Source organism: Ruegeria sp. CL7, assembly GCF_056536445.1.
In genome coordinates, this window is sequence record NZ_JBQFPQ010000001.1 from 846741 (window position 1) to 868983 (window position 22243).

At 59.4% G+C, this 22243-nt stretch carries 28 protein-coding genes; 16 read left to right on the forward strand and 12 right to left on the reverse strand.

The features are described from left to right. Positions 1–94: 94 nt before the first annotated feature. The 8 genes from ACR0LI_RS04285 (at position 95) to ACR0LI_RS04320 (ending at position 7530) form a co-directional block, all read left to right on the forward strand. On the forward strand, positions 95–457 hold the full coding sequence (locus tag ACR0LI_RS04285; RefSeq protein WP_171362741.1) for a nuclear transport factor 2 family protein: 363 nt from the start codon (positions 95–97) through the stop codon (positions 455–457). 73 nt (positions 458–530) lie between these two features. Next, positions 531–1310, forward strand: a complete 780-nt coding sequence (locus ACR0LI_RS04290) for an SDR family oxidoreductase (RefSeq protein ID WP_171723639.1) — start codon at positions 531–533, stop codon at positions 1308–1310. Between the two features lie 2 nt (positions 1311–1312). Further along, the gene (locus ACR0LI_RS04295) at positions 1313–2425 is read left to right on the forward strand and encodes a hypothetical protein (protein ID WP_480718061.1); all 1113 of its coding nucleotides are present in this window, start codon (positions 1313–1315) and stop codon (positions 2423–2425) included. Positions 2426–2531: 106 nt separating this feature from the next. Continuing rightward, on the forward strand, positions 2532–3581 hold the full coding sequence (locus ACR0LI_RS04300) for a methyltransferase domain-containing protein (protein WP_480487756.1): 1050 nt from the start codon (positions 2532–2534) through the stop codon (positions 3579–3581). An 80-nt stretch (positions 3582–3661) separates the two neighbouring features. After that, positions 3662–4756, forward strand: coding sequence for an ABC transporter ATP-binding protein (locus ACR0LI_RS04305; protein WP_480718062.1), 1095 nt, complete (start codon positions 3662–3664; stop codon positions 4754–4756). Positions 4757–4870: 114 nt separating this feature from the next. Beyond that, positions 4871–5653 (forward strand): 5'/3'-nucleotidase SurE, encoded by a 783-nt coding sequence (gene surE, locus ACR0LI_RS04310; RefSeq protein ID WP_480718063.1) that lies wholly within the window; start codon positions 4871–4873, stop codon positions 5651–5653. Further along, positions 5650–6300, forward strand: coding sequence for a protein-L-isoaspartate(D-aspartate) O-methyltransferase (locus ACR0LI_RS04315; protein WP_152458180.1), 651 nt, complete (start codon positions 5650–5652; stop codon positions 6298–6300). Before surE ends, ACR0LI_RS04315 begins: the two co-directional genes overlap by 4 nt. 63 nt (positions 6301–6363) lie before the next feature. Next, on the forward strand, positions 6364–7530 hold the full coding sequence (locus ACR0LI_RS04320; RefSeq protein WP_480718064.1) for a LysM peptidoglycan-binding domain-containing protein: 1167 nt from the start codon (positions 6364–6366) through the stop codon (positions 7528–7530). A gap of 104 nt (positions 7531–7634) precedes the next feature. Here the strand turns inward: ACR0LI_RS04320 and ACR0LI_RS04325 are convergent, their stop codons facing one another. After that, positions 7635–8306: a helix-turn-helix transcriptional regulator gene (locus tag ACR0LI_RS04325; RefSeq protein ID WP_480490336.1), complete on the reverse strand. Its 672-nt coding sequence runs from the start codon at positions 8304–8306 to the stop codon at positions 7635–7637. Positions 8307–8327: 21 nt separating this feature from the next. Then, complete coding sequence (locus tag ACR0LI_RS04330) at positions 8328–8633, reverse strand: hypothetical protein (RefSeq protein WP_171231525.1); 306 nt, start codon at positions 8631–8633, stop codon at positions 8328–8330. Between the two features lie 222 nt (positions 8634–8855). Between ACR0LI_RS04330 and ACR0LI_RS04335 the strand changes: the two genes are divergently transcribed. The 4 genes from ACR0LI_RS04335 to ACR0LI_RS04350 all read left to right on the forward strand — a co-directional run bounded on the left by ACR0LI_RS04335 (position 8856) and on the right by ACR0LI_RS04350 (position 11373). Beyond that, entirely contained in the window at positions 8856–9071 is a 216-nt protein-coding gene (locus ACR0LI_RS04335; protein WP_152458176.1) for a twin-arginine translocase TatA/TatE family subunit, read from the forward strand. Between the two features lie 6 nt (positions 9072–9077). Continuing rightward, positions 9078–9536, forward strand: a complete 459-nt coding sequence (gene tatB, locus ACR0LI_RS04340) for a Sec-independent protein translocase protein TatB (RefSeq protein WP_152458175.1) — start codon at positions 9078–9080, stop codon at positions 9534–9536. Next, entirely contained in the window at positions 9533–10414 is an 882-nt protein-coding gene (gene tatC, locus ACR0LI_RS04345; RefSeq protein WP_209832913.1) for a twin-arginine translocase subunit TatC, read from the forward strand. The genes tatB and tatC overlap by 4 nt, the downstream gene beginning before the upstream one ends. 116 nt (positions 10415–10530) lie before the next feature. Further along, positions 10531–11373, forward strand: a complete 843-nt coding sequence (locus ACR0LI_RS04350; protein ID WP_480718065.1) for an ATP-binding protein — start codon at positions 10531–10533, stop codon at positions 11371–11373. A gap of 60 nt (positions 11374–11433) precedes the next feature. Here ACR0LI_RS04350 and ACR0LI_RS04355 read toward each other — a convergent pair whose 3' ends face one another. Continuing rightward, a complete protein-coding gene (locus ACR0LI_RS04355; protein ID WP_171632046.1) occupies positions 11434–12078 on the reverse strand; it encodes an SDR family NAD(P)-dependent oxidoreductase in 645 nt (214 codons plus the stop codon). 42 nt (positions 12079–12120) lie between these two features. Further along, complete coding sequence (locus tag ACR0LI_RS04360) at positions 12121–12369, reverse strand: hypothetical protein (protein WP_152458171.1); 249 nt, start codon at positions 12367–12369, stop codon at positions 12121–12123. Between ACR0LI_RS04360 and ACR0LI_RS04365 the strand changes: the two genes are divergently transcribed. Beyond that, positions 12368–12643 (forward strand): hypothetical protein, encoded by a 276-nt coding sequence (locus tag ACR0LI_RS04365; protein WP_209832917.1) that lies wholly within the window; start codon positions 12368–12370, stop codon positions 12641–12643. The genes ACR0LI_RS04360 and ACR0LI_RS04365 overlap by 2 nt on opposite strands. Before the next feature lie 24 nt (positions 12644–12667). On the opposite strand, the gene purF is transcribed toward ACR0LI_RS04365, so the two are convergent. The 5 genes from purF to ACR0LI_RS04390 form a co-directional block, all read right to left on the reverse strand. Further along, on the reverse strand, positions 12668–14191 hold the full coding sequence (gene purF, locus ACR0LI_RS04370) for an amidophosphoribosyltransferase (protein WP_171723152.1): 1524 nt from the start codon (positions 14189–14191) through the stop codon (positions 12668–12670). A 642-nt stretch (positions 14192–14833) separates the two neighbouring features. Then, a complete protein-coding gene (locus ACR0LI_RS04375; RefSeq protein WP_171632054.1) occupies positions 14834–15427 on the reverse strand; it encodes a CvpA family protein in 594 nt (197 codons plus the stop codon). Between the two features lie 40 nt (positions 15428–15467). Then, complete coding sequence (gene radA / locus ACR0LI_RS04380; RefSeq protein WP_480490332.1) at positions 15468–16832, reverse strand: DNA repair protein RadA; 1365 nt, start codon at positions 16830–16832, stop codon at positions 15468–15470. Positions 16833–16953: 121 nt separating this feature from the next. After that, entirely contained in the window at positions 16954–17736 is a 783-nt protein-coding gene (locus tag ACR0LI_RS04385; protein WP_480718066.1) for a DNA repair protein, read from the reverse strand. 150 nt (positions 17737–17886) lie between these two features. Further along, positions 17887–18339, reverse strand: a complete 453-nt coding sequence (locus tag ACR0LI_RS04390; RefSeq protein ID WP_209832921.1) for a paraquat-inducible protein A — start codon at positions 18337–18339, stop codon at positions 17887–17889. Between the two features lie 102 nt (positions 18340–18441). Here ACR0LI_RS04390 and ACR0LI_RS04395 point away from each other — a divergent pair, with 102 nt between their 5' ends. Beyond that, positions 18442–18870, forward strand: coding sequence for an acyl-CoA thioesterase (locus ACR0LI_RS04395; protein WP_480718067.1), 429 nt, complete (start codon positions 18442–18444; stop codon positions 18868–18870). On the opposite strand, the gene ACR0LI_RS04400 is transcribed toward ACR0LI_RS04395, so the two are convergent. Genes ACR0LI_RS04400 through alr form a run of 3 tightly spaced genes read right to left on the reverse strand, consistent with a single transcriptional unit; the run spans position 18867 to position 21423 of the window. After that, on the reverse strand, positions 18867–19613 hold the full coding sequence (locus tag ACR0LI_RS04400; protein WP_480490326.1) for an ABC transporter ATP-binding protein: 747 nt from the start codon (positions 19611–19613) through the stop codon (positions 18867–18869). The genes ACR0LI_RS04395 and ACR0LI_RS04400 overlap by 4 nt on opposite strands. After that, positions 19610–20392, reverse strand: a complete 783-nt coding sequence (locus tag ACR0LI_RS04405; RefSeq protein WP_152458163.1) for an MlaE family ABC transporter permease — start codon at positions 20390–20392, stop codon at positions 19610–19612. The genes ACR0LI_RS04400 and ACR0LI_RS04405 overlap by 4 nt, the downstream gene beginning before the upstream one ends. Next, positions 20389–21423, reverse strand: coding sequence for an alanine racemase (gene alr / locus ACR0LI_RS04410; protein WP_480718068.1), 1035 nt, complete (start codon positions 21421–21423; stop codon positions 20389–20391). The genes ACR0LI_RS04405 and alr overlap by 4 nt, the downstream gene beginning before the upstream one ends. On the opposite strand from alr, the gene ACR0LI_RS04415 reads away from it, so the two are divergent. Both ACR0LI_RS04415 and ACR0LI_RS04420 read left to right on the forward strand, forming a co-directional pair. Next, positions 21422–21685 carry a hypothetical protein gene (locus tag ACR0LI_RS04415; protein WP_209832927.1) on the forward strand — a complete coding sequence of 88 codons (264 nt, stop codon included), beginning with the start codon at positions 21422–21424 and terminating at the stop codon, positions 21683–21685. The two genes, alr and ACR0LI_RS04415, sit on opposite strands and share 2 nt — an antisense overlap. Beyond that, positions 21664–22203 (forward strand): GNAT family N-acetyltransferase, encoded by a 540-nt coding sequence (locus ACR0LI_RS04420; RefSeq protein ID WP_210092440.1) that lies wholly within the window; start codon positions 21664–21666, stop codon positions 22201–22203. Before ACR0LI_RS04415 ends, ACR0LI_RS04420 begins: the two co-directional genes overlap by 22 nt. Positions 22204–22243 lie beyond the last annotated feature (40 nt).

A 22243-nucleotide genomic window follows, 5' to 3' on the forward strand; every position in this document is an offset into this window, starting at 1 on the left:
CGGGGAATCCTGCCGAAGCAAGACAAAGGGTCTGGTACGAATCATGGGTCTGTGGCAAAAAGAACATATAGTGAACAAATGATGGAGTGGATCAATGAATTTGAAAGAGATTGCCGATGAACTCGTGGCTGGTTGCCGGGAAGACCGGGCCAAAGAAAACCTGTCCAAGCTGTATGCGCCGGATGCGGTGTCGGTCGAAGGGCAGGATTTTCAGGGAATGGGTCGGGAAACCAAAGGAATCGACGCCATCCGTGGCAAGCATGAGTGGTGGGAAAGCGCGCATGAAGTGTCTGGTGCGTCCGTCAGCGATCCGCTTCCTCATGGCGACGACCGTTTTGCCGTGATTTTCGAAGTGCAGGGCACCGTGAAGGAAACCGGCGAAGCGTTCGATATGCGCGAAGTGGGTGTTTATCACGTCGCCGACGGCAAGATCATCCGGGAAGAGTTCTTCTATTGATCGATGATCCGTTTCTGGTCTTCCCTGTCTGGCCGGTGCTAGACATGCGGCGATGACTGACAGGGAGGATCCGATGGATCTGGGAATTCAAGGAAAACGCGCGCTGGTCTGTGCCAGCAGCAAAGGATTGGGTCTTGGCTGCGCCGAGGCGCTTGCCGCGGCTGGCGTGAATCTGGTGATGAACGCACGCGGCCCCGAGGTGTTGGAGGCTGAAGCCGCACGCCTGCGGTCAGAGCACGGCGTTGAGGTGCAGACCGTGGCCTGCGACGTGACCACGCCCGACGGTCAGGCGCAGGTGATCGAGGCCGCGCAGGGCGTTGATATACTTGTGACAAATGCCGGCGGACCGCCGCCCGGATCGTGGTCGGACTGGGAGCGTGATGATTTCATCAAGGCGCTGGATGCCAACATGTTGACGCCGATTGCATTTATGAAGGCCCTGCTTCCCGGAATGATGGAAAAGGGTTGGGGCCGGGTGGTGAATATCACCTCGCAATCCGTGCGTGCGCCAATTGCGGTTCTGGGTCTGTCAAACGCGGCGCGTACAGGTCTGACGGGCTATGTGGCCGGAACCTCGCGTCAGGTGGCGCCACACGGGGTGACCATCAACAACCTGCTTCCGGGCATCCATGCCACGGACCGGGCGGATTCTCTGGACAGCGGTGTGGCGGCGCAACAGGGTATTTCAATTGACGAAGCGCGTTCCAACCGAGCGGCGACGATCCCGGTCAGGCGCTATGGTTCGCGGCAGGAGTTTGGTGCGACCTGCGCGTTTCTGTGTTCGCAACATGCGGGCTTCATCGTTGGCCAGAATATCCTGCTGGACGGCGGTGCGACCAACCTGACGATGTGATCATGGCGCAGGGGTTTTCGTTGAAAGATCAGTTGTTCAACGCTGAGAAAGTCCGCTTTCTCAGCGACTTGTTCTTGGATGCTGAACCGGGCTTCGACGCCTCTGCGTTTCAGGCACAGGTCATGTCGCGCCTGCCTGAACTGGAACTGAAACAGCGTATGAGCTGGATCGCGACATGCCTGCAACAGGCCGTGCCGGGCGACTTGCCGACAGTCGCCCCGGTGATTTTACGGTCTTTGCCGCCTCCGCTGGACCCTGCCAGATCGGATGATGATTTCGGCGATTTCATTTTCGCGCCGCTGGGCGAATGGGTCGCGGCCATCGGGCTGGATCACGTCGATCTGTCTCTGGATGTGTTGGAGGAGCTGACGCAGCGGTTTTCGATGGAATGGGCCATTCGGCCTTTCCTGAACCATGCCCCAGACAGGGTGCTTGGGCGGATGCAGGACTGGTGTACCCACGGCAGCTATCACGTGCGCCGATTGGTCAGCGAGGGAACGCGGCCCCGTCTGCCATGGGGGCAGGGCATCGGTTTGGGTCTGACGGACCCGTTGCCGCTGTTGGACAGGTTGCACGGCGATCCAACCCGGTATGTGACGCGGTCGGTGGCCAACCATTTGAATGATATCACCAAGAAAGACCCGAGCCTGGTGCTGGGGCGTCTGGACAAGTGGCGCACCGAGGCGCGACAGACCGCGGCAGAGCTGGAGTGGATGACCTCTCATACGCTGCGCGGATTGGTCAAGGCCGGGCACCCTGAGGCGATGAAGATGCTGGGATATGACCCTGATGCGGATATCGCCGTGACAATTGATCTGAGTTCCGAGGCCCGTATCGGCGAAGCGCTGGAGTTTTCCGTTGATCTGACCGGGGCAGGGAAACAACCGGTTCTGGTGGATTATATTATTTATTTTCAGCGCCCTGCGGGAAAAACATCACCCAAGGTGTACAAGCTGAAACAGGCGGCTTTGAACAACGGCAGGCTCACGTTGGCCAAGCGTCACAGGCTGAAGGGTGATGCCTCTACCTTCAGGTTGATCCCCGGCGCGCATCGGCTTGAGGTTCAGGTGAACGGCGTAGTCCGTGCCGGTGTGGACTTTGAGTTGCTGGAGTAGTTGGGTGCAGGAAAACTCACGCTTTCGTCAGAACGACCGTGGCCGGATTGCGAATGCAAGGCCACTTCACTAGCTGCGTACAGACACGCATGACGGGGAAGCAGCGATGAAACACGATTCGGTACGGAATTATTATGGTGAAGTTCTGCAAAGCAGTGCGGACTTGCAGACCAACGCCTGTTGCACGCCGGACGACATGCCGGATCATCTCAAGCGGATTTTGTCCAGGATTCATGACGATGTGCTGACCCGATATTACGGGTGCGGTCTGATCGCGCCTCTGGATCTCGAGGGCATGTCGATCCTCGATCTTGGCTGTGGGGCGGGGCGCGACGTCTATGCGCTGTCTGCCATGGTTGGTGAAAAGGGCCGGGTCGTCGGTGTGGACATGACGCCCGAACAACTGGACGTTGCCCGCGCGCATCAGGACTATCACGTCCAAGCCTTTGGGCACGCCAAAAGCAATGTGGAATTCCATCACGGCTATATCGAGACGCTGGAGGAACTGGATCTGGAACCCGGATCGTTCGACATCATCGTCTCGAACTGCGTCATCAACCTGGCGACCGACAAGGATGCCGTGCTGCGCGGCGCGCATCGGTTGCTGAAAGAAGGCGGCGAGATGTATTTCTCGGACGTCTATGCCGACCGCCGTGTCCCGCAGGCGATGGCCGCGGATGAGGTTCTGTATGGCGAATGTCTGTCGGGTGCATTGTACTGGAATGATTTCCTGTCGATGGCGCGCAAGGCAGGTTTCGGTGATCCGCGCCGGGTGACGCACCGCCCGCTGACCATCGAGAATCCTGCGCTGGAGGATCGTGTTGCCCCGCTCAGATTCCTGTCGGCGACCTACCGTCTGTTCAAGCTGCCGGAGCTGGAACCGGCCTGCGAGGATTACGGCCAGGCGGTGGTCTACAAAGGCACCGTTCCCAACGCGCCGCATGCGTTTGTTCTGGACGATCACCATGTCATCGAAGCCGGCAAGGTCTTTCCGGTCTGCGGCAATACCTGGATGATGCTGCGGGACACGCGGTTTGCCCGCCATTTCGACTTTATCGGCGATTTTTCCACCCATTTCGGCATTTTCGAAGGCTGCGGCGGCGAAAGCCCGTTCGAGGCAACAGGCGAAACCGCATCATCCGGCGGTTGCTGCTGATCTCTTGCACCTGAAGAGCGGGGTTGCTATCCCCGCCCAAGCCCGATGGATTTGATCGGGAAAGGCAATGGGGTCCATCGGTGACAGGTAACGCAACTCCTCCGCGTCTGGAAATTCGCAACATTGTTCGCCGGTTCGAAGGGCGGGTCGTTGTGGATGACGTGTCATTGACGGTGCAGGCCGGCAAGGTGACCTGTTTGCTGGGGCCGTCAGGTTGCGGGAAATCCACCACCCTGCGCATGATTGCCGGGGTCGAGATGCAGGACACGGGCGAGATTTACGTCGATGGCAAACTGATCTGCGACACCGTGTTTCGGGTGCCCCCGGAACGGCGCGAGATCGGGTTGATGTTTCAGGACTTTGCGCTGTTTCCTCATCTGAGCGTGGCCAACAACGTGGCCTTTGGCCTGAAAGGCAGCAAGGACGAAAAACGAGCCCGGGTCGAAGAGCTTTTGCGCAAAGTGGACCTGATGCGGTTCATCGACGGGTTCCCACATCAGCTGTCTGGCGGCGAGCAACAACGTGTGGCCCTGGCCCGCGCTTTGGCGCCACGGCCTCGGATCATGCTGATGGACGAGCCCTTTTCGGGTCTCGACAACCGTCTGCGCGACGGTATTCGGGATGAGACGCTGTCCATTCTCAAGGAAGAGGATGCGGCCGTTCTGCTGGTCACGCATGAACCGGAAGAGGCGATGCGGATGGCGGATGAGATCGCGCTGATGCGGCGCGGCAAGATCGTCCAGCAGGGCGCGCCATACAATGTCTATACCCGGCCGGCGGACAAGGCTGCCGTGGCCTTTTTCAGTGATGTCAACGTGTTGCGGGCGCAGGTGAACGGAGCGCTGGCAGACACGCCGTTCGGCCAGTTTCTGGCACCGGGTATTCCGGATGGAACGGATGTCGAGATCGTATTTCGCCCCCAGCATGTCAAACTGGATTTCGACCGTAACGGCAAGGGCCCGCTGCCGACCGCAACTGATGGCGTTGCCGCGCGGGGCGTGGTCGAGCGCGCGCGTTTTCTGGGAAACGAAAGCCTGGTCGAGTTTCGCATGGACTACGACGGCTCGATTCTCAGGGCGACGGTCCCCAATGTCTTTGTGCCCAATCCGGGCCGTGTCATGTGGCTGACCATTCGTCGCGACAAATGTTTCGTTTTCCCCGAGGCGCAGAGTTAACCTCTCGATTTCCGTGCAAGTGGTGCGCGAAAGCCTCAGATTGCAGGGTCGCGTCGCTTGCCGCATCGCGGGGCTGGGTCTATCAAGGGCCAAACGCGGGGGTAAATCGGGCACATGCGTATTCTTCTGACCAATGATGACGGGATCAACGCTCCGGGCTTGATCACGCTGGAGGCGATCGCTGCCGAACTGGCAGGTCCGGATGGTGAGGTCTGGGTGGTCGCGCCCGCCTTTGAACAATCGGGTGTTGGGCATTGCATCAGCTATACCCATCCCACGATGATCGCCAAGTTGGGCGAACGGCGTTATGCGGCGGAAGGGTCGCCTGCGGATTGTGTGTTGGCGGGGCTGCATGACGTGATGTCAGACTGCCCGCCGGATCTGGTCCTGTCCGGCGTGAACCGGGGCAACAACTCGGCCGAGAACACGCTTTATTCGGGCACTATCGGCGGCGCGATGGAAGCGGCGCTGCAGGGGGTTCCTGCGATTGCTCTGTCACAGTATTTCGGCCCGCAAAATCTGGGGCTGGACGACCCGTTCGAGGCTGCCGCGCGGTTCGGGGCCCATCTGGTCCGGCGTATTCTGGATGCAACCCCGGTCGAGCAGGGCGATTACCGCCTGTTTTACAACGTGAACTTCCCCCCTGTTCCGGCAGATGAGGTGCGCGGTACGCGCGTTGCCGCGCAGGGGTTCCGGCGCGACACGCATTTTACGGTCGAGCCGCACAGCTCGCCCTCGGGGCGGCGGTTCCTGTGGATCAAGGGTGGCTATCAGCATAACCCGACTGCGCCGGGAACGGATGCTGCGGTCAATCTCGAAGGCTATATCTCGGTTACACCGATGCGCGCCGACTTGACCGCATATGACATGCTGGAGGCATTGAAGGCGGTCGAATGAGCGGACTGGACCCGGAAACCGTGATGCAGTTCCTGTTTGCCCTGCGCAAACGGGGGGTCACGGATGCGCGCGTTCTGGAGGCAATGGAACAGGTTGATCGGGGCCGCTTTGTCACCGGCCTGTTCGCAGATCGCGCTTACGAGGACATGCCATTGCCGATCTCCTGCGGTCAGACGATCAGTCAGCCGTCGGTCGTTGGTCTCATGACGCAGGCACTGGACGTTCGGCCGCGCGATACCGTGCTCGAGATCGGAACCGGGTCAGGTTACCAGGCCGCAATCCTGTCGAAACTGGCGCGCAGGGTCTATACGGTCGAACGCCATCGGCGGCTGGTCAGCGAGACAGGGAAGCTTTTTGCCGATCTGGGGCTTACGAATATCACGGCCATGTTGTCGGATGGATCCTTTGGCTTGCCGGAACAGGCTCCGTTTGATCGGATCATCGTGACGGCCGCAGCCGAAGACCCTCCGGGACCGCTCTTGGCGCAGCTGAAAATCGGGGGTATTATGGTATTACCCGTGGGTCAGTCGGACACGGTGCAGCAGTTGATCAAAGTAACGCGCACCGAGGCCGGCCTGGACTATGAAGAATTGACGTCGGTCCGTTTCGTGCCTCTGCTTGAGGGGCTTGGCAAGGACGAGGCGTAACAGGCTTGATAAATTTGGTCGCCGGAACCCCGGACAACAGGGGCGGGCGTTGAGGACAGTATTATGAGTGCAGTATCCAAATCAGCTATGCGTCGCTGCGCGACCGGAGTGGCCGCTCTGGCCATTCTGGCCGGGTGTGAGGGGCCACTGGATTACGACCTGCGCGGTCAGGTCGGCGGATTTTCGACCACTGATGCAGTGCAGTCGGCAACAACGTCGCGCCCGTCGCCCGACAGCCGGGGGGTGATAACCTATCCGAACTACCAGGTTGTCGTGGCCCGACGCGGCGACACGGTGCGCGATGTTGCCGCGCGTGTCGGCCTGCCCGAGGGTGAGCTGTCGCGGTTCAACGGCCTTCAGACAAGCGATACCCTGCGAGAGGGCGAAGTTCTGGCCTTGCCGCGTTCGGTAGGTGCAGGCAGTGGCGTAGATATCGCATCAGTTGCCGGAGCCGCCATTGATCAGGCCCCTGAAACGGGGGGCGTCCGGACGACGACGCTGGAGCCCGCCAAGCCAGCCCCGGCGCCCGTCGCAAGCGGGCCGGAACCTGTCCGCCACAAGGTCAAGCGCGGCGAAACGGCGTACACAATTTCGCGCCTCTATCAGGTTCCGGTGGAATCGCTGGCGGAATGGAACGGCCTGGGGTCCGACTTCACCGTGCGTGAAGGTCAGTTTCTGTTGATCCCGGTCAAGAACCAATCCGCGCCACGTCAAAGCGCTGCTGCAACGGCACCGGTTGCGGCCACCGAGGTAACGGAGCCGGGGCAGGGGTCGCCGACGCCGACGCCTCCAAGTGCCACGCAGCCCTTGCCCGACGAAAAGGTCGCGCCGCGCGCTGAAGCCCCTGATGTGACGGCCGAAGCCCCGACAAACACGCGATCTACGGCCCTGTCCCTGCCGGTCAGCGGCACCATCATCCGCGGCTATAAAAAGGGCAAGAACGAAGGTATCGACATCGCTGCGGCCCCCGGCACAGCCGTCACCGCGGCTGAGGCCGGAACCGTAGCGGCGATTACCGCGGACGCGGATCAGGTTCCGATCATCGTGGTCAAACACAAAAACGATCTGCTGACGGTCTATGCCAATGTTGATGGCATCACCGTCAAAAAAGGGAATCGTGTACGCCGTGGACAAAAGCTGGCGCAGTTGAGGGGCGGAGACGATGCCTATGTGCATTTCGAGGTGCGCAAAGGGTTTGAATCAGTGGATCCAGATCCCTACCTGAAATGATACATCGCTCGTTTCGGGCTGTGCCTCTGCCCGAAACACTTCTGAATACGGCTGCCTGTCAGGCGTTTGGGTCGTAGTCGCTCAGGCGTTTGGGTCGTAGTCGCTCAGGCGTTTGGGTCGTAGTCGCTCAGGCGTTTTCCTGGCTCGTCTGCGAAGATCTCTGGCAGCGGCGAGACGGATTCGATCAGGTCGATACGGAAGACACGGAAACCGTTTCGCAATTCGCACCATGCGGTAAGTGTCCAGATCCGTCCCCAGTATTCCATATGCAAGGGACGGATTGTGCGTTCAGTCAGAACGCCGTCAATGCGGCGGTAGGACAGCCGAAGCTTTTGGCGTGATTTGATGGCCGCGCGGATCGGAGCCATATGTGCAAGCCCGCGGGCTGCATCTGCAAAAGGGTAGACCGCGAATTTCCAGCTATCGGCTTCGGCCACAACCTGTGTGGGCAGGACGGCATCGATCTTGTCTGCCAGAGAGTTCGCGGCGGCTTTCAGGTCTGGATCTGCGGCTTCGGCCACGATCGCCATGCCGAGGTTCAGGGCCTCAAGCTCGGCCGGGGTCAGATTCAGCGGCGGCAGGGTGATCTGCTCGCGCACCATGTAACCCACACCCCGCTCTCCTTCGACAGGAACACCCGAGGCGACCAGCGTGTCCATGTCGCGATAGATGGTACGGACCGACACCTCGAGCCGGTCCGCGATGTCCTGCGCGCGGTGCAGTTTTCCGTCGCGCAGGATCTGGATGATATCGAACAGGCGGTCAGTTCGGCGCATGACACGCCGTCCGGACCGCGCCTAGGCAGTCATGTTCCATAATACAGCCTCATGGCGCATCTGAACGCTTTCAGGGTTGATGGCCGCCATCATGCCTGCTGCACATTCCTGTTGCGGGAACTGTGCCGCAGCGTCCTGCGCGGCCTTCATGTCCGTCCAGACGACATAGTCAGTCCAGCGGCCGTCTGCGCCCTGGCTGAGCTGTCGATGGGCAAAGCCAGGTGCGCTGCGAACAAAGGCTTCGGATGCCTTGCTGAGCTTTACGAACTCTTCAGGGGTGGTGCCGTTGGCAAGAGTGAAGGTGACGATTTCAGCAACATGGGTCATGTGAGTCTCCGTTGACCAGGTTTCGATGCCATCGTTCTAGCCACTTCCAACTGACATAAACCTGTCAGTTGGAAAATGCGAGCCCATAGTTTTTTGCAGATGAGGTCAATTTTCGCCCTCAATCTGTGCCGGATCCCTTTTGGGACAGGGCCTGGCGGCGTAAACACGGATCCAGTTCATATTCCCGGCGCACAAGGGCGCCGATGAAAAAGGAGAAATGAGATGCTGAACAATATTGGCCTTCCCGGTCTTCTGCTGATCGCCGTTGTGGTTCTGGTTCTGTTTGGTCGCGGCAAGATCAGCTCGCTGATGGGCGAAGTCGGCAAAGGCATCACCGCGTTCAAGAAGGGTGTGAAGGACGGTTCGGAAGAACTGGAACAGGACGCGTCGGAACTGGCCAAGGACGTGACGCCTGAAACCGAGAAAGACAAGGCGTAAGCGCAGATGTTTGATCTGGGCTGGACCGAACTTCTGGTCATCGGCATTGTCGCCTTGATCGTTGTCGGGCCGAAGGACCTGCCGGTTTTGTTCCGCAATGTCGGGCGGTTTGTCGGCAAGGCCCGTGGCATGGCACGCGAATTCAGCAGCGCCATGAACGAGGCTGCCGATCAGGCCGGTGTGAACGAGATCAAGAAAGGTCTCAACGCCGCCGCGAATCCGGTTGGTTCGGCCATGGACGGCGTGAAACAAGCCGCGCAGGATATGGCAAAAAGCATGGATCCCACCAAGTTCGATCCTGACAGCGAAACCGGTAAACTGGCAGCCGAGCGAGCCGAACAGGCCAAGAAAATTCAGGCCTCAACGGCCCGCGCTGCCGCCGAGCGCAAGGCCAAGGAAGCTGCCGAGGCCCTGGCCAAGGCCGAAGAAGCCGAAGCGGCGCTGAAGACTGAAGGCGAAACATGACCAAGACCGACGAGATCGAAGATACCTCGGCCCCATTGATCGAGCACCTGGCCGAGCTGCGTACGCGGTTGATCCACTGCGTCGTGGCTTTTCTGGTCGGGATGATCATCTGCTTTACGGTGGCCACGCCGATCTTCAATTTTCTGACCAACCCTTTGTGTGAGGTCCTGACCGAGCGCGGACAGGATTGCGGCCTGATCTTCATCTCGCCGCAGGAAGGGTTCTTTGTCGCGATCAAGGTTTCGCTTTTGGGGGGCTTCATTCTGGCGTTTCCCTATATCGGGATGCAGATGTGGCGCTTTGTGGCTCCGGGCCTCTACAAGTCAGAGAAGAATGCGTTTCTGCCCTTCATGCTGGCTTCGCCCTTCATGTTCCTTCTGGGCGCCAGCTTTGCTTTCTATGTCGTCACGCCCCTGGCCTATGACTTCTTCCTTGGGTTCCAGCAATTCGGCGCTGAAGGCGAAGCCGTGGCCGATGGCGCAACGGCTGCACCGCTGAGCGTGGTGTTTCAGGGTTCGGCACAGGAATACCTGAACCTGACGATCAAGTTCATCGTGGCCTTTGGGCTGTGCTTCCAATTGCCGGTTCTTCTGACCCTCATGGGCAAGGCAGGTCTGGTCAGCTCTGAGGGTCTGGGGGCCGTGCGCAAATATGCGGTGGTCGGCATTCTGGTGCTGGCGGCGATCGTGACGCCTCCTGACGTGATCACGCAGATTATCCTTTTTGTGGTGGTCTATGGCCTTTATGAGATTTCGATCTTCCTGGTGGCCCGGGTTGAAAGGAAGCGGGAAGAGCAGTTGCGGGCTGAAGGTTACTACGACGATGAAGAAGCCGAAGCGGACGAAGATCTGATGCGGGAATTCGAAGACGACAAGTAACCTGCTGAAACAACAGCCGAGGCGCGCCCCGTTCGGGCGCGCCTTTTTCGTTCGCGGGCCTTGTTGCGCCAATCAGAACATGCTTTGAACCGATCCGTATCTGACCGGAGAAGCCGATGGACGACCAAGCCCTGAACCGTATTGCTGCCGCGTTGGAGCGCATGGCGCCGGCGCCTTTGGCCACACCGGATTTCAATGCGGCCCCTGCCTTTGTCTGGCATGTGGAACCGGAACGCCTGGAACCGGTCGAACAGATCAATCGCGTCGATCTGGATCTGCTGGTCGGCATAAATCGGTCGCGCGACACGTTACTTGACAACACCCGCCGCTTCGCGGCCGGCTACAAGGCAAACAATGCACTGTTGTGGGGCGCGCGCGGGATGGGCAAATCCAGCCTCGTAAAGGCCGTCCACGGCACGTTGAGCGCAGATCATCCTGACCTGAAGCTTGTGGAACTACAGCGCGAGGATATGGCCTCGGTCGCGCGTCTGCTGAACCACCTGCGCACGGCGCCTTATCGGTTCATCCTGTTTTGCGACGACCTCTCGTTCAGTCACGATGACCAGCATTACAAATCGCTCAAGGCCGTTCTGGATGGCGGTATTGAAGGTCGCCCGGAAAACGTGGTGTTCTACGCGACCTCGAACCGCCGCCACCTGATGCCGCGGGACATGATTGAAAACGAACGCTCCAGCGCCATCAACCCGTCAGAGGCGGTCGAGGAAAAGGTATCACTGTCCGACCGCTTCGGTCTGTGGCTGGGATTCCACCCCTGCGATCAGGACGAATATCTTGCCATGATCGACCGCTATTGTGCCGCCTATGGCGTTTCGGTCGATGCCGAAATCCTGCGCGCCGAAGCAATTGAATGGCAGGCCACGCGCGGATCGCGTTCAGGCCGTGTCGCGTGGCAGTTCTTCGTCGATCTGGCCGGGCGGAACGGCGTTCATATCGCCTGATTCCAGCTTCATCTGGCTAAAAATATCCCCGCCGGAGGCATGGCCCGTCAGGGCCATTTCCTAAAGCAGCGCCAGGATCCGCGCAGCTTCATCTGCGGTGCTCGTCAGTGCATCGCGATCTTCGCCCGGGTGGAACCGGGCACGCACGGCGGTCGGCATCGGTGCTGGTTCCACGATCGAAACGCGCGGACCGGTGCGTTCGGTCTCGGCCGCCCAACTGCGGGCCAGCGCCATTTGCGCGGCCTTGGTGGCACCATAGATGCCATAGAACTTGTGACCGGCTTTCGGGTCATCGAAAAACACCGCGTGGCCGTTTTCACCCAGCAGCGGCGCGACATATGGGATCAGGACCGAGGTTGCGTTTGCATTCGTGTTGACTGCCTTGGTCCATTCCTTGGGGTCAACGAAATGTACCGGTGTCAGCGCCGAAGTGTGAATGGCCGTATGCAGCCACAAATCCACCTTGCCCCAACGGTCATGAATCCCGCGGCACAGGGTTGCCATCGCGTTCGGATCAGTGATGTCCATCGGTGCCAGCGTGGCAGAGCCACCCTTGGCCTTGATGCGATCGTCCAGTTCTTCCAGCCCGCCAGTGGTCCGGGCGACGGCGACAATGTGGTATTCGGGCGCCAGCGCTTCGGCCAGGGCAGCGCCCAGCCCGCGCGATGCCCCGGTTATCAGGGCGATTTTGGTCGTATCGGTCATGCCTGCGGTTTGAACCCCCGCGCGCGGGGCGTCAAGATGTGATCAGCCGCCGGGGATGGCGATACGCCGGGTCTGGCCGCTTTGTCGCAGCATTATGCCATGCTCATCAATCGCGATAACTGTGCCCGAGGCAACGCGGCTTCCGGGTTTTACTTCTTTCACGCGGCCTGATGACAGGCGCATCAGGGCGCGCATATCCGCTTTCGGCCCGAATACGCCCAGAACCGAGACGGAATTCTTCTTCAGCGCGCCCCGCTGTGTGGCCGCGCTTTGGACTTTGGCGTTTGACATGATCCGCGGACCGGGCTGTGGCCCGGACCCCTTTTTGAGTGAGTGGTCGCGGCCAGATAGCAAAACGCTCAAGCGAACAAAAGCGCTGCACGGACAGGTGTCATCACGATTTGGCGCCCTTGAAAAAAGCCCTTGTGATTGCGTGGAATTCGCCGACTGGTTGTGGCAGATTTCCACTCATTCACATCCCATGACAGCAATCAAGCCGGTCGACAGCTATCGGTTGGCCGGGATGTTCCGCCGTTTTGATTCGCTTTTCAGAATGGAAAACTGACTGTGTCAGTCCCGTTTCGTCCGCTCAGCCCGAGGCCAGTTTCGCCGCGTTCCAAGACTCGCCCGGAACCTGCATGTCGGCGCGCTTCTGGCTGACACGGCTGCTGTTCTCCAGATTGTCCAGATAACCTTCGCTGACGCTGCCCGTGATGTACTTGCCGTCAAAACAGGAACAGTCGAAGGCTTCGATCTCGGGATTGCCCTCCTTGGCGGCCCAGATCAGATCTTCCAGGTGCTGATAGAACAGGGCGTCGGCACCCAGTTCTTCGCGGATCTCTTCGATTTCCTTGCCGTTCGCGATCAGTTCGGCCTTGGTTGGCATGTCTATACCGTAGACATTGGGGTATTTCACCGGCGGCGAGGCGCTGGCGACATAGACCTTCTTGGCCCCGGCATCGCGGCACATCTGAACGATCTTCTTGATGGTGTTGCCCCGTACGATGGAATCGTCGATCAGCAGAACACTATGGCCGTCGAATTCCAGCGGCACGGCATTCAGCTTGCGGCGAACGGATTTCTGCCGTTCCGCCTGACCCGGCATGATGAACGTACGCCCGACATAGCGGTTTTTCACCAGCCCTTCGCGATAGGGGATGCCGGTGATCTTTGCGGCTTCCAGGGCCACGGGGCGGGCGCTGTCGGGCACCGGGATGATCCGATCGATTTCCAGCCCCGAGTCCTGAATCTGTTTCGCCAGCGTCTGGCCCATGCGCATCTGCGTCTTGTAAACCGAAACACCGTCCAGCAAAGAATCCGGGCGCGCCAGGTAGACATACTCGAATATGCAGGGTGTCAGCTTGCCTTCGACCGCCTGAAACTCGTGCATATTGCCGTCCAGATCGATCAGGATCGCCTCACCCGGGCGAAGATCACGCAGCTTTTCAAAGCCGTTGATGCCAAAGGCCACGTCTTCCGAGGCAAAGGCGTAATCATCACCGTCTCCGTCCACTTCGCGTTTGGCGACCGAAAGTGGGCGAATACCAAACGGATCGCGGAAGGCCAACATACCGACACCCGCGACCAGACAGATCACGGAATAGGCGCCCTGAACGCGTTCCATCGTCATCTTCACACCGGCAAACAGATTGCGGATGGGTTCGCCGTTGCCATTCACCTTGATCGCGTCCGCCACTTTGTCGGCCAGCACGTTCAGAAGGATTTCAGAGTCTGACGTGGTGCGCAGGTGACGGCTGTATTTGCCGGTAACCTTTTCGCGCTGTTCGGCGGTGTTGGTGATGTTGCCGTTGTGAACCAGATAGATGCCGTAAGGGGCGTTCACGAAAAAGGGCTGCGCCTCGGCCGCGCTGAGGGACCCCGCCGTCGGATAGCGCACATGCCCCATGCCCACACGACCCAACAGGGTTTCTGCATCCTGGGCGTTGAACACATCCTTTACCAGACCGTTGGCCTTCTTTTCCCGGAAGAATTCGCCGTTGTAGGTCACGATCCCTGAGGCATCCTGACCCCGGTGCTGCAACATCAGCAGCCCGTCATAGATTTCGGCAAACACATCATGTGTCCGGCTTGCGATTCCCAAAATCCCACACATTTAAGGGGCTCCAACTTCTATGACGATTTGACCTGAGGGTTGACCGCCGTTCGGCATCGGATCCTCTGCAAGGCGCGTGCGGTCGGTTTGGTGGCAGGCGACAACGACGCCAATAGGGCGACCATCACAACGACCAGCGCGCATTCGAACAGAAAGAACAAGATCGGTGGCTCCGATTCCGTGGCGGGTTGGCCTCCACATAATGCCTAATGGCGTGGCTGTCATCAAAGGATCACACTCACCTATTGCCGCAGGTCGGGATTTCGCGGATCGGGGCAGGGTCAGGAAGAAGATGACATGTGCAATCAAATGTGCTGTCATGCCAATTAATATGTGCAAAACAGGATGGGTGAAGCACGCAAAGGGCCGGAATGTGGCAACATAAACCTCAAAAGAAGCAGGACCGGATCAAACAACGGTGCCACAGGTGCCGGGGAATGGGCCGGGCGCCCTGTCAGATCTGCAACGGGGCGGGCGAAGTTGTCAAAAGCCGGGATATTCTTGGCAAACCGATCTCCAGCCGATGCGACGGGTGTTTTGGGCTGAAAACGATCCGCTGCACGGTCTGTGGCGGGGAAGGGTATGTTTGAATCGAAAAAGCCCGGACAGTGCCGGGCTTTCATTACGCAATGCACCCCATGATTACCCGTCAGTTGGTGCTGTGGTTTCGGGTTGTTCGTTTCCTGCCGTGCAGCTGGCGACCAGTTCTTCGTATTGTGCAGTCACCCAACCCAGAGCGGCTTCGGGGTTTTGCTCTTCAATCTGGCTGCTGAACTGCTCGAACACTTTGGCCGAGCGGCTTTCGTCCACGATTGTATAGGACTGGCCGGTCATGACCGTATCATAGACAAAGAAGGCGATTGCAACCAGCAGAATGCCGCGCGCGATGCCGAAGAACAGCCCCAGCGCCTGATCCAGACCGCCCAATGCCGAGCGCTGCACCAGCGATGAAAACAGCGGTGTGAAGATACTGACCACAATCAAAGCCACGGCAAAGACGGCTGCAAAGCCGGTGATCACCGACAGTTCACAACTGTCGCGCAGGAAATCTCCGACCACAGGGATTTCTTTGACCAGCGGCACAGCCTGTGGGGCAAAGATGAATGCCAGAACGGCCGCCGCGACCCAGCCTGCAATGGCCAGAACTTCGCGCATGAAGCCACGTGAGTAGGCCAGCAAGCCCGACAGCACGATGATCAGGGCGACGACCCCGTCAATTATTGTAAAACCTTCCATGGCCCTCGCCTGTTCTTTTTCTGCCCCTCGGGGCGCGACTTTAACCTGCTCCGAAGGTTTCGCCAACAAACCCCACCAAATCAGAGGGTCGGGTGAGTGTCAGACCTGCCACAGTGCCGGTTTTGCCACCAGCCGGAGCAATTGCCGCCGTGAAACCAAGTTTTTGCGCTTCTTTCAACCTGTTTTCGGTCTGTGGGGCCGGTCTAAGTGCCCCGGACAGCGAGATTTCTCCGAATACGACCGTGTCGGCGGGCAATGCTGTGTCTTCTCGGGCACTGAGAAGGGCGGCAGCCACAGCCAGATCGGCGGCGGGTTCGCTCACTTTCAAACCTCCGGCAACGTTGAGATAGACGTCGAGCCCGGCAAAGGGAATGCCGCAGCGGGCCTCGAGCACCGCAAGGATCATTGCCAACCGCCCGCTGTCCCACCCAACAACGGTGCGGCGGGGCTGTGAGTGGGGCGAGGGTGCGACCAGAGCCTGCAATTCGACCAGCACGGGTCGGGTGCCTTCAATGCCCGCAAAAACTGCAGAGCCGGGGCTTGGCCTGCCACGTTCGGACAGGAACAGGGCCGAGGGGTTGGTCACTTGCGCCAGACCCTTGCCGGTCATTTCGAACACGCCGATTTCGTCCGCTGGCCCAAAGCGGTTCTTAACCGCGCGCAGGATGCGGAACTGATGGCCGCGCTCGCCCTCGAAATATAGGACGGTATCAACCATGTGTTCGACCACGCGAGGGCCCGCGATCTGGCCTTCCTTGGTGACGTGGCCAACCATGATGATCGAAACACCGTGCCGTTTCGCAAACGTGGTCAGTTCATGGGCCGCGGCCCGGACTTGTGATACGGAACCGGGTGCGCTGTCGACATTGTCTGCCCACATCGTCTGAATCGAATCGATGATGGCCAGGCCTGGTTTTTCGGCTTCCAGCGTCGTGAGGATGTCGCGCAGGTTGGTTTCGGCGGCAAGTTGAACGGGGGCGTCCTCAAGCCCAAGACGGCGGGCGCGCATACGCACCTGTGCGCTGGCTTCTTCGCCCGAGACATAGATGGTTTTCACGCCCGCACGCGCGAAACGCGCTGCGGCTTGCAGCAGCAGGGTCGATTTCCCGATGCCGGGGTCTCCTCCCACCAACAGGGCGGAGGCCGGGACCAGCCCGCCGCCCAGAACACGGTCCAGCTCCTCGACCCCGCAGAGGGTGCGGGGCGGCGGTGTTTCCTCGGTGGACAGATCCGCGAGTGCGATGGACTGGCCGCGTTTGCCGCCGAGGGATTTTCTGGCCGGGCCAGTCGATATGGGCGCGTCCTGAACGATGGTGTTCCATTCGCCGCAACCGTCGCAGCGTCCGGACCATCGTGTATGCGTCGCACCGCAGGCCGAGCAGGAGAAGGATGTCGTCTTTGCCATGACGCACTTGGTGCCCGAGCTTGGGCGGTTCTTCAAGCCCTTGCGGGCGTTCCTCACCGCCGATGGCGCGCTGCGGCCTCAGGCCCGGTTGGGCCATCGTCCGCAGCGGGCGCTGGCGCGCCTATTCCGCCGGTCGAAGGGGCGACATTGCAACCACGCTGGATGCCTTTGAGGTGCCATTTTTGCGCGGTGTGTGCAGTTGGGTCGACAATTCGGGCAGAAGCTCGAACAGTTCATCCCGCAAGCGGGTAAGTTGCGACCTGGCGATCGTCTCTTCCATTTCCACATCCCGCGTCCATTGACGCAATTCGTTCTGGATGACCTGCGCCTCTTCCAGACGCTGTTGAAACAGTTCGATCTCTTCCTGCCGTTGTTGCAGGAACATCCGCGCGCGTTCGACCTGCGCATCGCCATAGGTCCGGGCCAGTTCCTGACTGATCTGGCTCATCTGCGCGGCCAGTTCCAGGATCTCGGGCTCGAGTGATTGCAGGTCGGGGTGCTGGCGCAGAAACCCCATGCGTTCCTTGACGGCGTCAAACTCGGACGACATCATGAATAGCCCGCCGCGATCGGCGGCATGGGCCATTTGATACGCGTCCGCGATGTCATGCATATTGAGCGCAAATTTGCGGTGGTTGTTTTCCAGCGCCATCATTCGGGCATTGGCCGGCAGGTAAAACGCCAGCATGAGAATCAGCGCTGCCAAGCCAATCTGGATGAACATGCCGGCATCCTTTGCCGGTGCCTCGCCAAATCCGGCCTGCATCGAGAGCCAGGGCAATACGCCCAAAGCGGATAACAATGTGGCTGAAACGGCCAACAAGGCCGCCAAACAGATCAGGAAAAAAGTCAGTCTTAAAAAGGCATTCTGAAATTGCAATGTAATACTGTGGAGGGCGGCCATGATCGTCGTACTCCTTCTTCAAACCGGAACACACCGGGCCAAAGCGGAAGGTGATCAAACGATTGCGTACGATCCGCTGCGGACCCGAAAACTACAAAACACTGCTGCTCGAAATATAAAGATGATACTTAGATTTGTGTTTTCAATCAATTAGGTCTGAGCTTTTCGTGAAGTGGATGTCATCTCTGTAATATGACCCAGTGCGATCGAAGCCAAAATGCAGGCCGTGAACAGGTAGAGACCCCATGCCGTCTCGATGGTGGCGTATGAGATGCCCTTGGCCAAAGTGATGTAAAGCGCGATCAGGAAAATGTCGGCCATGGCCAGCTTGCCAAGGATATTGAGCGCAGGTTGGACGCGGGCATCCAGCAGGTTCCATTGGATCAGCGCGGTGCCGATGGTTTTGATATACGGGGCGAAGAGCGCGAATATGGTGACGATCAGCGCGAGGAAGACGTCGGATTTCCACAAGGATTGCAGCCCGGTGATGACACTGATTTCGCTGAGGCCGAAGATCGGCAGGAACCCCGCGCGCATCAGCGGGGCGAACCATGCGATGGGGTAGAGGATCAGAAGGGAGAGGGTGGCGAGGCGGAGGGGCATGACTGGGCGTCTAGGTAAGATTTCGAAATTTGCGGCGATGATTTGATATGGTTACCTTAAACCAGCACTCGCCACTGAGTTATTTTTAGACGGGGAGGAATGATGTCGGGTTTTGTGGCCTTCAAGTCAATTGTCGATCCGTCGGACTGTGATTTTCTGGGGCATATGAACGTGTCCAAGTATTTTGCGGCATGTTCGGATTCCGTTTTTGCGTTGCAGGCAGAGTTGGGGCTGACGTCCGAAGACATGCGGTCAGGAAGAAAGCTATCCTTTGCGGTGGTCCATGCAGAAAGCAATTTCCTTGCGGAATTGAGTGCTGGCGAGGCGATCCAAATGGAAAGCGAAATCCTGAAAGTAGGAACGAAGTCCATGACTTTCAGCCACAAATTAGTTCGAGTGATGGACGGTGAAACGACATTTTCGACGGTTTTTAAATGCGTCTTGCTCAACCTGCAGACAAGGCGCGCCGAAGCTATTCCTCAGGACGTTCTCGAACGCTCGGCAAAGTGGCTGGCAAAGAGCGAAGGTTAACGCACCGCCTCAATCGGCCCCTCTGCGCTCCCGCTGATGAACTGCTCTACATAAGGATCACCCGATGCATCCATCTGCCCAACGGGGCCGGTCCACTGGATTACGCCTCCGTGCAGCATGGCGACGTTGTCGGCAATCGCGCGGACGGAACTCATGTCGTGGGTGATGGTCATCGCGGTGGCGCCCATCTCGGTCACGATTTCGCGGATCAGATCGTTGATGACGCCGGACATGATCGGGTCGAGGCCGGTGGTGGGTTCGTCGAAAAAGATGATCTCGGGCTCGGCGGCGATGGCGCGGGCAAGGCCCACGCGTTTTTGCATGCCGCCTGACAGTTCCGCCGGAAAGCGGTCGGCCACGTCGGATTTCAGGCCCACGCGGCGCAGTTTGTCGATGGCGATTTCGCGGGCTTCGTCGGTTGGACGTTTCAGAGAACCACGCAGCAGGCGGAAGGCGACGTTCTGCCAGACGGTCAGTGAATCAAACAGGGCCGCGCCCTGAAACAGCATACCGAACCGGGCCAGAAAGGCATCACGGTCGCCCTTGCTGGCGTCTTTGCCGTCCACATAGATCATGCCGCTGTCGGGCTTGATCAGGCCCAGAATGCATTTCAGCGCCACGGACTTACCAGTGCCCGAACCGCCGATGATGACCATCGAGGTGCCCTTGGGGATCTCAAGGTTCATGCCTTGCAGCACGTGGTTGTCGCCAAAGGCCTTATGTACGTTCTCCATCCGGATCATAGCGAGAAGAATACCCCTGTGAGAACGAAGTTTGCGGCCAGGATCAGCACCGCCGCGGCCTCGACGGAGCCTTTGGTTGCGCGGCCCACGCCTTGTGCGCCACGGCCGGAATTCATGCCGTAGTAACAGCCCATAATCGCCGCGATCAGGCCAAAGGCCGCGCCTTTGACTAGCGACGAGACGATGTCGCGGGTTTCAAGGAAATCGACCGTGTTTTTTAGATAGGCGGCCGGGTTGAAGCCCAGATTTTGCGTGGCGACGGTGTAGCCGCCGGCAATTCCGATGATGTCACCCACTGCCACCAAAGCCGGCACAGTGATCAGGGCGGCCAGAACGCGCGGGGCGGTGAGGTATTTCATCGGGTGGGTCGACAGCGTAACCAGCGCGTCGATCTGTTCGGTCACTTTCATCGTGGCGATTTCGGCCGCGATGGATGAGGTCACGCGCGCAGCAATCATCAGGCCGACCAGAACCGGGCCAAGCTCTCGCACCATGCCGATGGCGACGATCTGGGGCACCACGGCTTCGGCGTTGAAACGCGCGCCGCCGGCGTAGATCTGCAACGCCAGCGCACCGCCGGTGAAAATCGCGGTCAGGCCGACGACCGGCAGGGACAGCCAGCCGATGTTCAGCAGGGCCATGCCAAATTCGCGCGGATAGAAGGGGGGGCGCAGAATATGCGAAATCGCATCAAGCGCGAACAGTGCCACCCGGCCAAAGGCCGCAAGCAGGCTCAGAACCGTGCGGCCCAGACCTCCGAGCGCGGTGAGAGGGTTCATTCCACATAGCCCCGCGAATAGCGATTGCCCATTGATGTGAGGATTTCATAGCCAATTGTACCTGCAGCTTCGGCCAGGTCATCGACGGTCTGATGGCCATTCAGGATACGCAGGCGTTCCGGGTCTTTGGGCAGGTCCGTGACATCCACCGTGATCAGGTCCATCGAGATACGGCCAACAACCGGGCAGGGCTGATTGCCGGCGAAGGCGTCGATGCCGCCCCCGATGGCGCGATGCAGGCCGTCTGCATACCCGGCCGCGACGGTGGCGACACGGGACGGCCGGCGCGCAACCCAGCTGTTGCCGTAACCAACAGTTTCGCCCACGGCCACCTTGCGCAACTGGATGACAGGCAGATCGACCGTGACAACGGGTTTGGCATCCGCAAAGGGCAGGCCGCCATACAGGCCGATGCCCGGGCGGCAGAAATCGAAATGGAACTCGGGCCCCAAAAGCAAACCGCCGGTCGCAGCCAGAGAACGCGGCGCGGCGATACCGTCGGTCATCTCGCGGAAGGTTTTCAGCTGCTGCCGGTTCATCGGGTGGTCTGGCTCGTCCGAGCAGGCCAGATGAGACATGACAACGGCTGGGTTCAGGGCCTCGGCCCTTGGGCGCAGTTCGGCCCAGTCGGCGGGTTCCAGCCCCAGCCGGTTCATGCCACTGTCCAGCTGAATGCCAAAGGGATGGTCGGGCAGGGCCTCCATATGGCGCTGATACTGCTCGCCCGAATTGATCAGCGGCGTCAGATCATTGGCGCGCAGAAGGTCTGTGTCGCCCTCCATATGGCCGGAAAAGACAAAGATCATCGGGCCGGGGCCAACCGCATTGCGGACAGCGGCGCCTTCTTCTGCGGCCGCCACAAAAAACTTGCGAACGCCTTCCTCGGCCAGCGTATCGCTGACGGGCCCGGCACCCAGCCCATAGGCATCGGCCTTGACCACGGCGCCGGTTTCGACCCCGGTTTTCGCGTCGAGCGCCCGCCAATTCCTGGCGAGCGCCTGAAGATTGATCGTCAAACGTGCAGTACTCATGGCACTGTTCATGACATTGCGCCGCTTAAGGTCAAGAGGGAATGGCGCATTTACCTGTCGGTTTATGTTGGTGTTTGGTCTGTTGTTACGGAAAACACCAAAAAACCAGAAGAAATGGCAGCATTCCGCCATGGTTGCAGGTTTTTGGGATTGTCTTCACGTCAAGGTTAAAGCGATCCTGAGAGCCGGATCGTTCGGTTCCGGTAAAGACCGGGCGCAACGTCAACTCATGAGGGAGCCATGGATTTTTCTACCGGTTTGACCCGGGACCCGTCAGAGATCATCCGTCTTTTTGCCGACGTTTTTTCCGCATCGGAAGGGCCAGAGGAAGGGGCGGCAATAGGTGCATTCGTACGTGAATTGCTCAACACCACGCCGCCTGAAGATATCCTTGTGTGCACGGCTCTACAGGATCACGAGCTGCTTGGCTGTGCCATCTTTTCCCGGATGACGTTTTCGCAGGATACGCGCAATGTGTTCATCCTGTCGCCGATGGCCGTGCAAACGGGCAAGCAAAAAACAGGTATTGGACAGGCGCTGATTACCTATGGTCTGGATCGCTTGCGGGCGGCAGGTGTGGACGTGGCACTGACCTATGGCGACCCGGCCTATTATTGCAAAACGGGTTTTGTGCAGATCACCGAGGATACTGCTCAGCCACCGCTGAAACTCAGCCATCCGCACGGCTGGTTGGGACAGGCGCTAGACGGTTTTGACCTGAAACCGCTGAAAGGCCCGTCGGGATGCGTTTCCGCGCTGAACAATCCATTGCTGTGGTAGGCGGGATCGGTTTATTCGCTTTGGTCGATGGCCTTGGTTC

What these genes read in the sequence shown, in the direction of transcription:
- ACR0LI_RS04330 (WP_171231525.1), bottom strand. Translation starts at nt 8,633, where the DNA reads ATGACCCATGTTGCTGAAATCGTCACCTTCACTCTTGCCAACGGCACC.
- surE (WP_480718063.1), top strand. Translation starts at nt 4,871, where the DNA reads ATGCGTATTCTTCTGACCAATGATGACGGGATCAACGCTCCGGGCTTG.
- ACR0LI_RS04395 (WP_480718067.1), top strand. Translation starts at nt 18,442, where the DNA reads ATGTCGGGTTTTGTGGCCTTCAAGTCAATTGTCGATCCGTCGGACTGT.
- radA (WP_480490332.1), bottom strand. Translation starts at nt 16,832, where the DNA reads ATGGCAAAGACGACATCCTTCTCCTGCTCGGCCTGCGGTGCGACGCAT.
- ACR0LI_RS04285 (WP_171362741.1), top strand. Translation starts at nt 95, where the DNA reads ATGAATTTGAAAGAGATTGCCGATGAACTCGTGGCTGGTTGCCGGGAA.
- ACR0LI_RS04385 (WP_480718066.1), bottom strand. Translation starts at nt 17,736, where the DNA reads ATGGCCGCCCTCCACAGTATTACATTGCAATTTCAGAATGCCTTTTTA.
- purF (WP_171723152.1), bottom strand. Translation starts at nt 14,191, where the DNA reads ATGTGTGGGATTTTGGGAATCGCAAGCCGGACACATGATGTGTTTGCC.
- ACR0LI_RS04290 (WP_171723639.1), top strand. Translation starts at nt 531, where the DNA reads ATGGATCTGGGAATTCAAGGAAAACGCGCGCTGGTCTGTGCCAGCAGC.
- ACR0LI_RS04375 (WP_171632054.1), bottom strand. Translation starts at nt 15,427, where the DNA reads ATGGAAGGTTTTACAATAATTGACGGGGTCGTCGCCCTGATCATCGTG.
- ACR0LI_RS04420 (WP_210092440.1), top strand. Translation starts at nt 21,664, where the DNA reads ATGGATTTTTCTACCGGTTTGACCCGGGACCCGTCAGAGATCATCCGT.
- ACR0LI_RS04315 (WP_152458180.1), top strand. Translation starts at nt 5,650, where the DNA reads ATGAGCGGACTGGACCCGGAAACCGTGATGCAGTTCCTGTTTGCCCTG.
- ACR0LI_RS04360 (WP_152458171.1), bottom strand. Translation starts at nt 12,369, where the DNA reads ATGTCAAACGCCAAAGTCCAAAGCGCGGCCACACAGCGGGGCGCGCTG.
- alr (WP_480718068.1), bottom strand. Translation starts at nt 21,423, where the DNA reads ATGAGTACTGCACGTTTGACGATCAATCTTCAGGCGCTCGCCAGGAAT.
- ACR0LI_RS04295 (WP_480718061.1), top strand. Translation starts at nt 1,313, where the DNA reads ATGGCGCAGGGGTTTTCGTTGAAAGATCAGTTGTTCAACGCTGAGAAA.
- tatC (WP_209832913.1), top strand. Translation starts at nt 9,533, where the DNA reads ATGACCAAGACCGACGAGATCGAAGATACCTCGGCCCCATTGATCGAG.
- ACR0LI_RS04390 (WP_209832921.1), bottom strand. Translation starts at nt 18,339, where the DNA reads ATGCCCCTCCGCCTCGCCACCCTCTCCCTTCTGATCCTCTACCCCATC.
- ACR0LI_RS04400 (WP_480490326.1), bottom strand. Translation starts at nt 19,613, where the DNA reads ATGATCCGGATGGAGAACGTACATAAGGCCTTTGGCGACAACCACGTG.
- ACR0LI_RS04405 (WP_152458163.1), bottom strand. Translation starts at nt 20,392, where the DNA reads ATGAACCCTCTCACCGCGCTCGGAGGTCTGGGCCGCACGGTTCTGAGC.
- ACR0LI_RS04325 (WP_480490336.1), bottom strand. Translation starts at nt 8,306, where the DNA reads ATGCGCCGAACTGACCGCCTGTTCGATATCATCCAGATCCTGCGCGAC.
- tatB (WP_152458175.1), top strand. Translation starts at nt 9,078, where the DNA reads ATGTTTGATCTGGGCTGGACCGAACTTCTGGTCATCGGCATTGTCGCC.
- ACR0LI_RS04335 (WP_152458176.1), top strand. Translation starts at nt 8,856, where the DNA reads ATGCTGAACAATATTGGCCTTCCCGGTCTTCTGCTGATCGCCGTTGTG.
- ACR0LI_RS04355 (WP_171632046.1), bottom strand. Translation starts at nt 12,078, where the DNA reads ATGACCGATACGACCAAAATCGCCCTGATAACCGGGGCATCGCGCGGG.
- ACR0LI_RS04350 (WP_480718065.1), top strand. Translation starts at nt 10,531, where the DNA reads ATGGACGACCAAGCCCTGAACCGTATTGCTGCCGCGTTGGAGCGCATG.
- ACR0LI_RS04415 (WP_209832927.1), top strand. Translation starts at nt 21,422, where the DNA reads ATGGCACTGTTCATGACATTGCGCCGCTTAAGGTCAAGAGGGAATGGC.
- ACR0LI_RS04300 (WP_480487756.1), top strand. Translation starts at nt 2,532, where the DNA reads ATGAAACACGATTCGGTACGGAATTATTATGGTGAAGTTCTGCAAAGC.
- ACR0LI_RS04365 (WP_209832917.1), top strand. Translation starts at nt 12,368, where the DNA reads ATGATCCGCGGACCGGGCTGTGGCCCGGACCCCTTTTTGAGTGAGTGG.
- ACR0LI_RS04320 (WP_480718064.1), top strand. Translation starts at nt 6,364, where the DNA reads ATGAGTGCAGTATCCAAATCAGCTATGCGTCGCTGCGCGACCGGAGTG.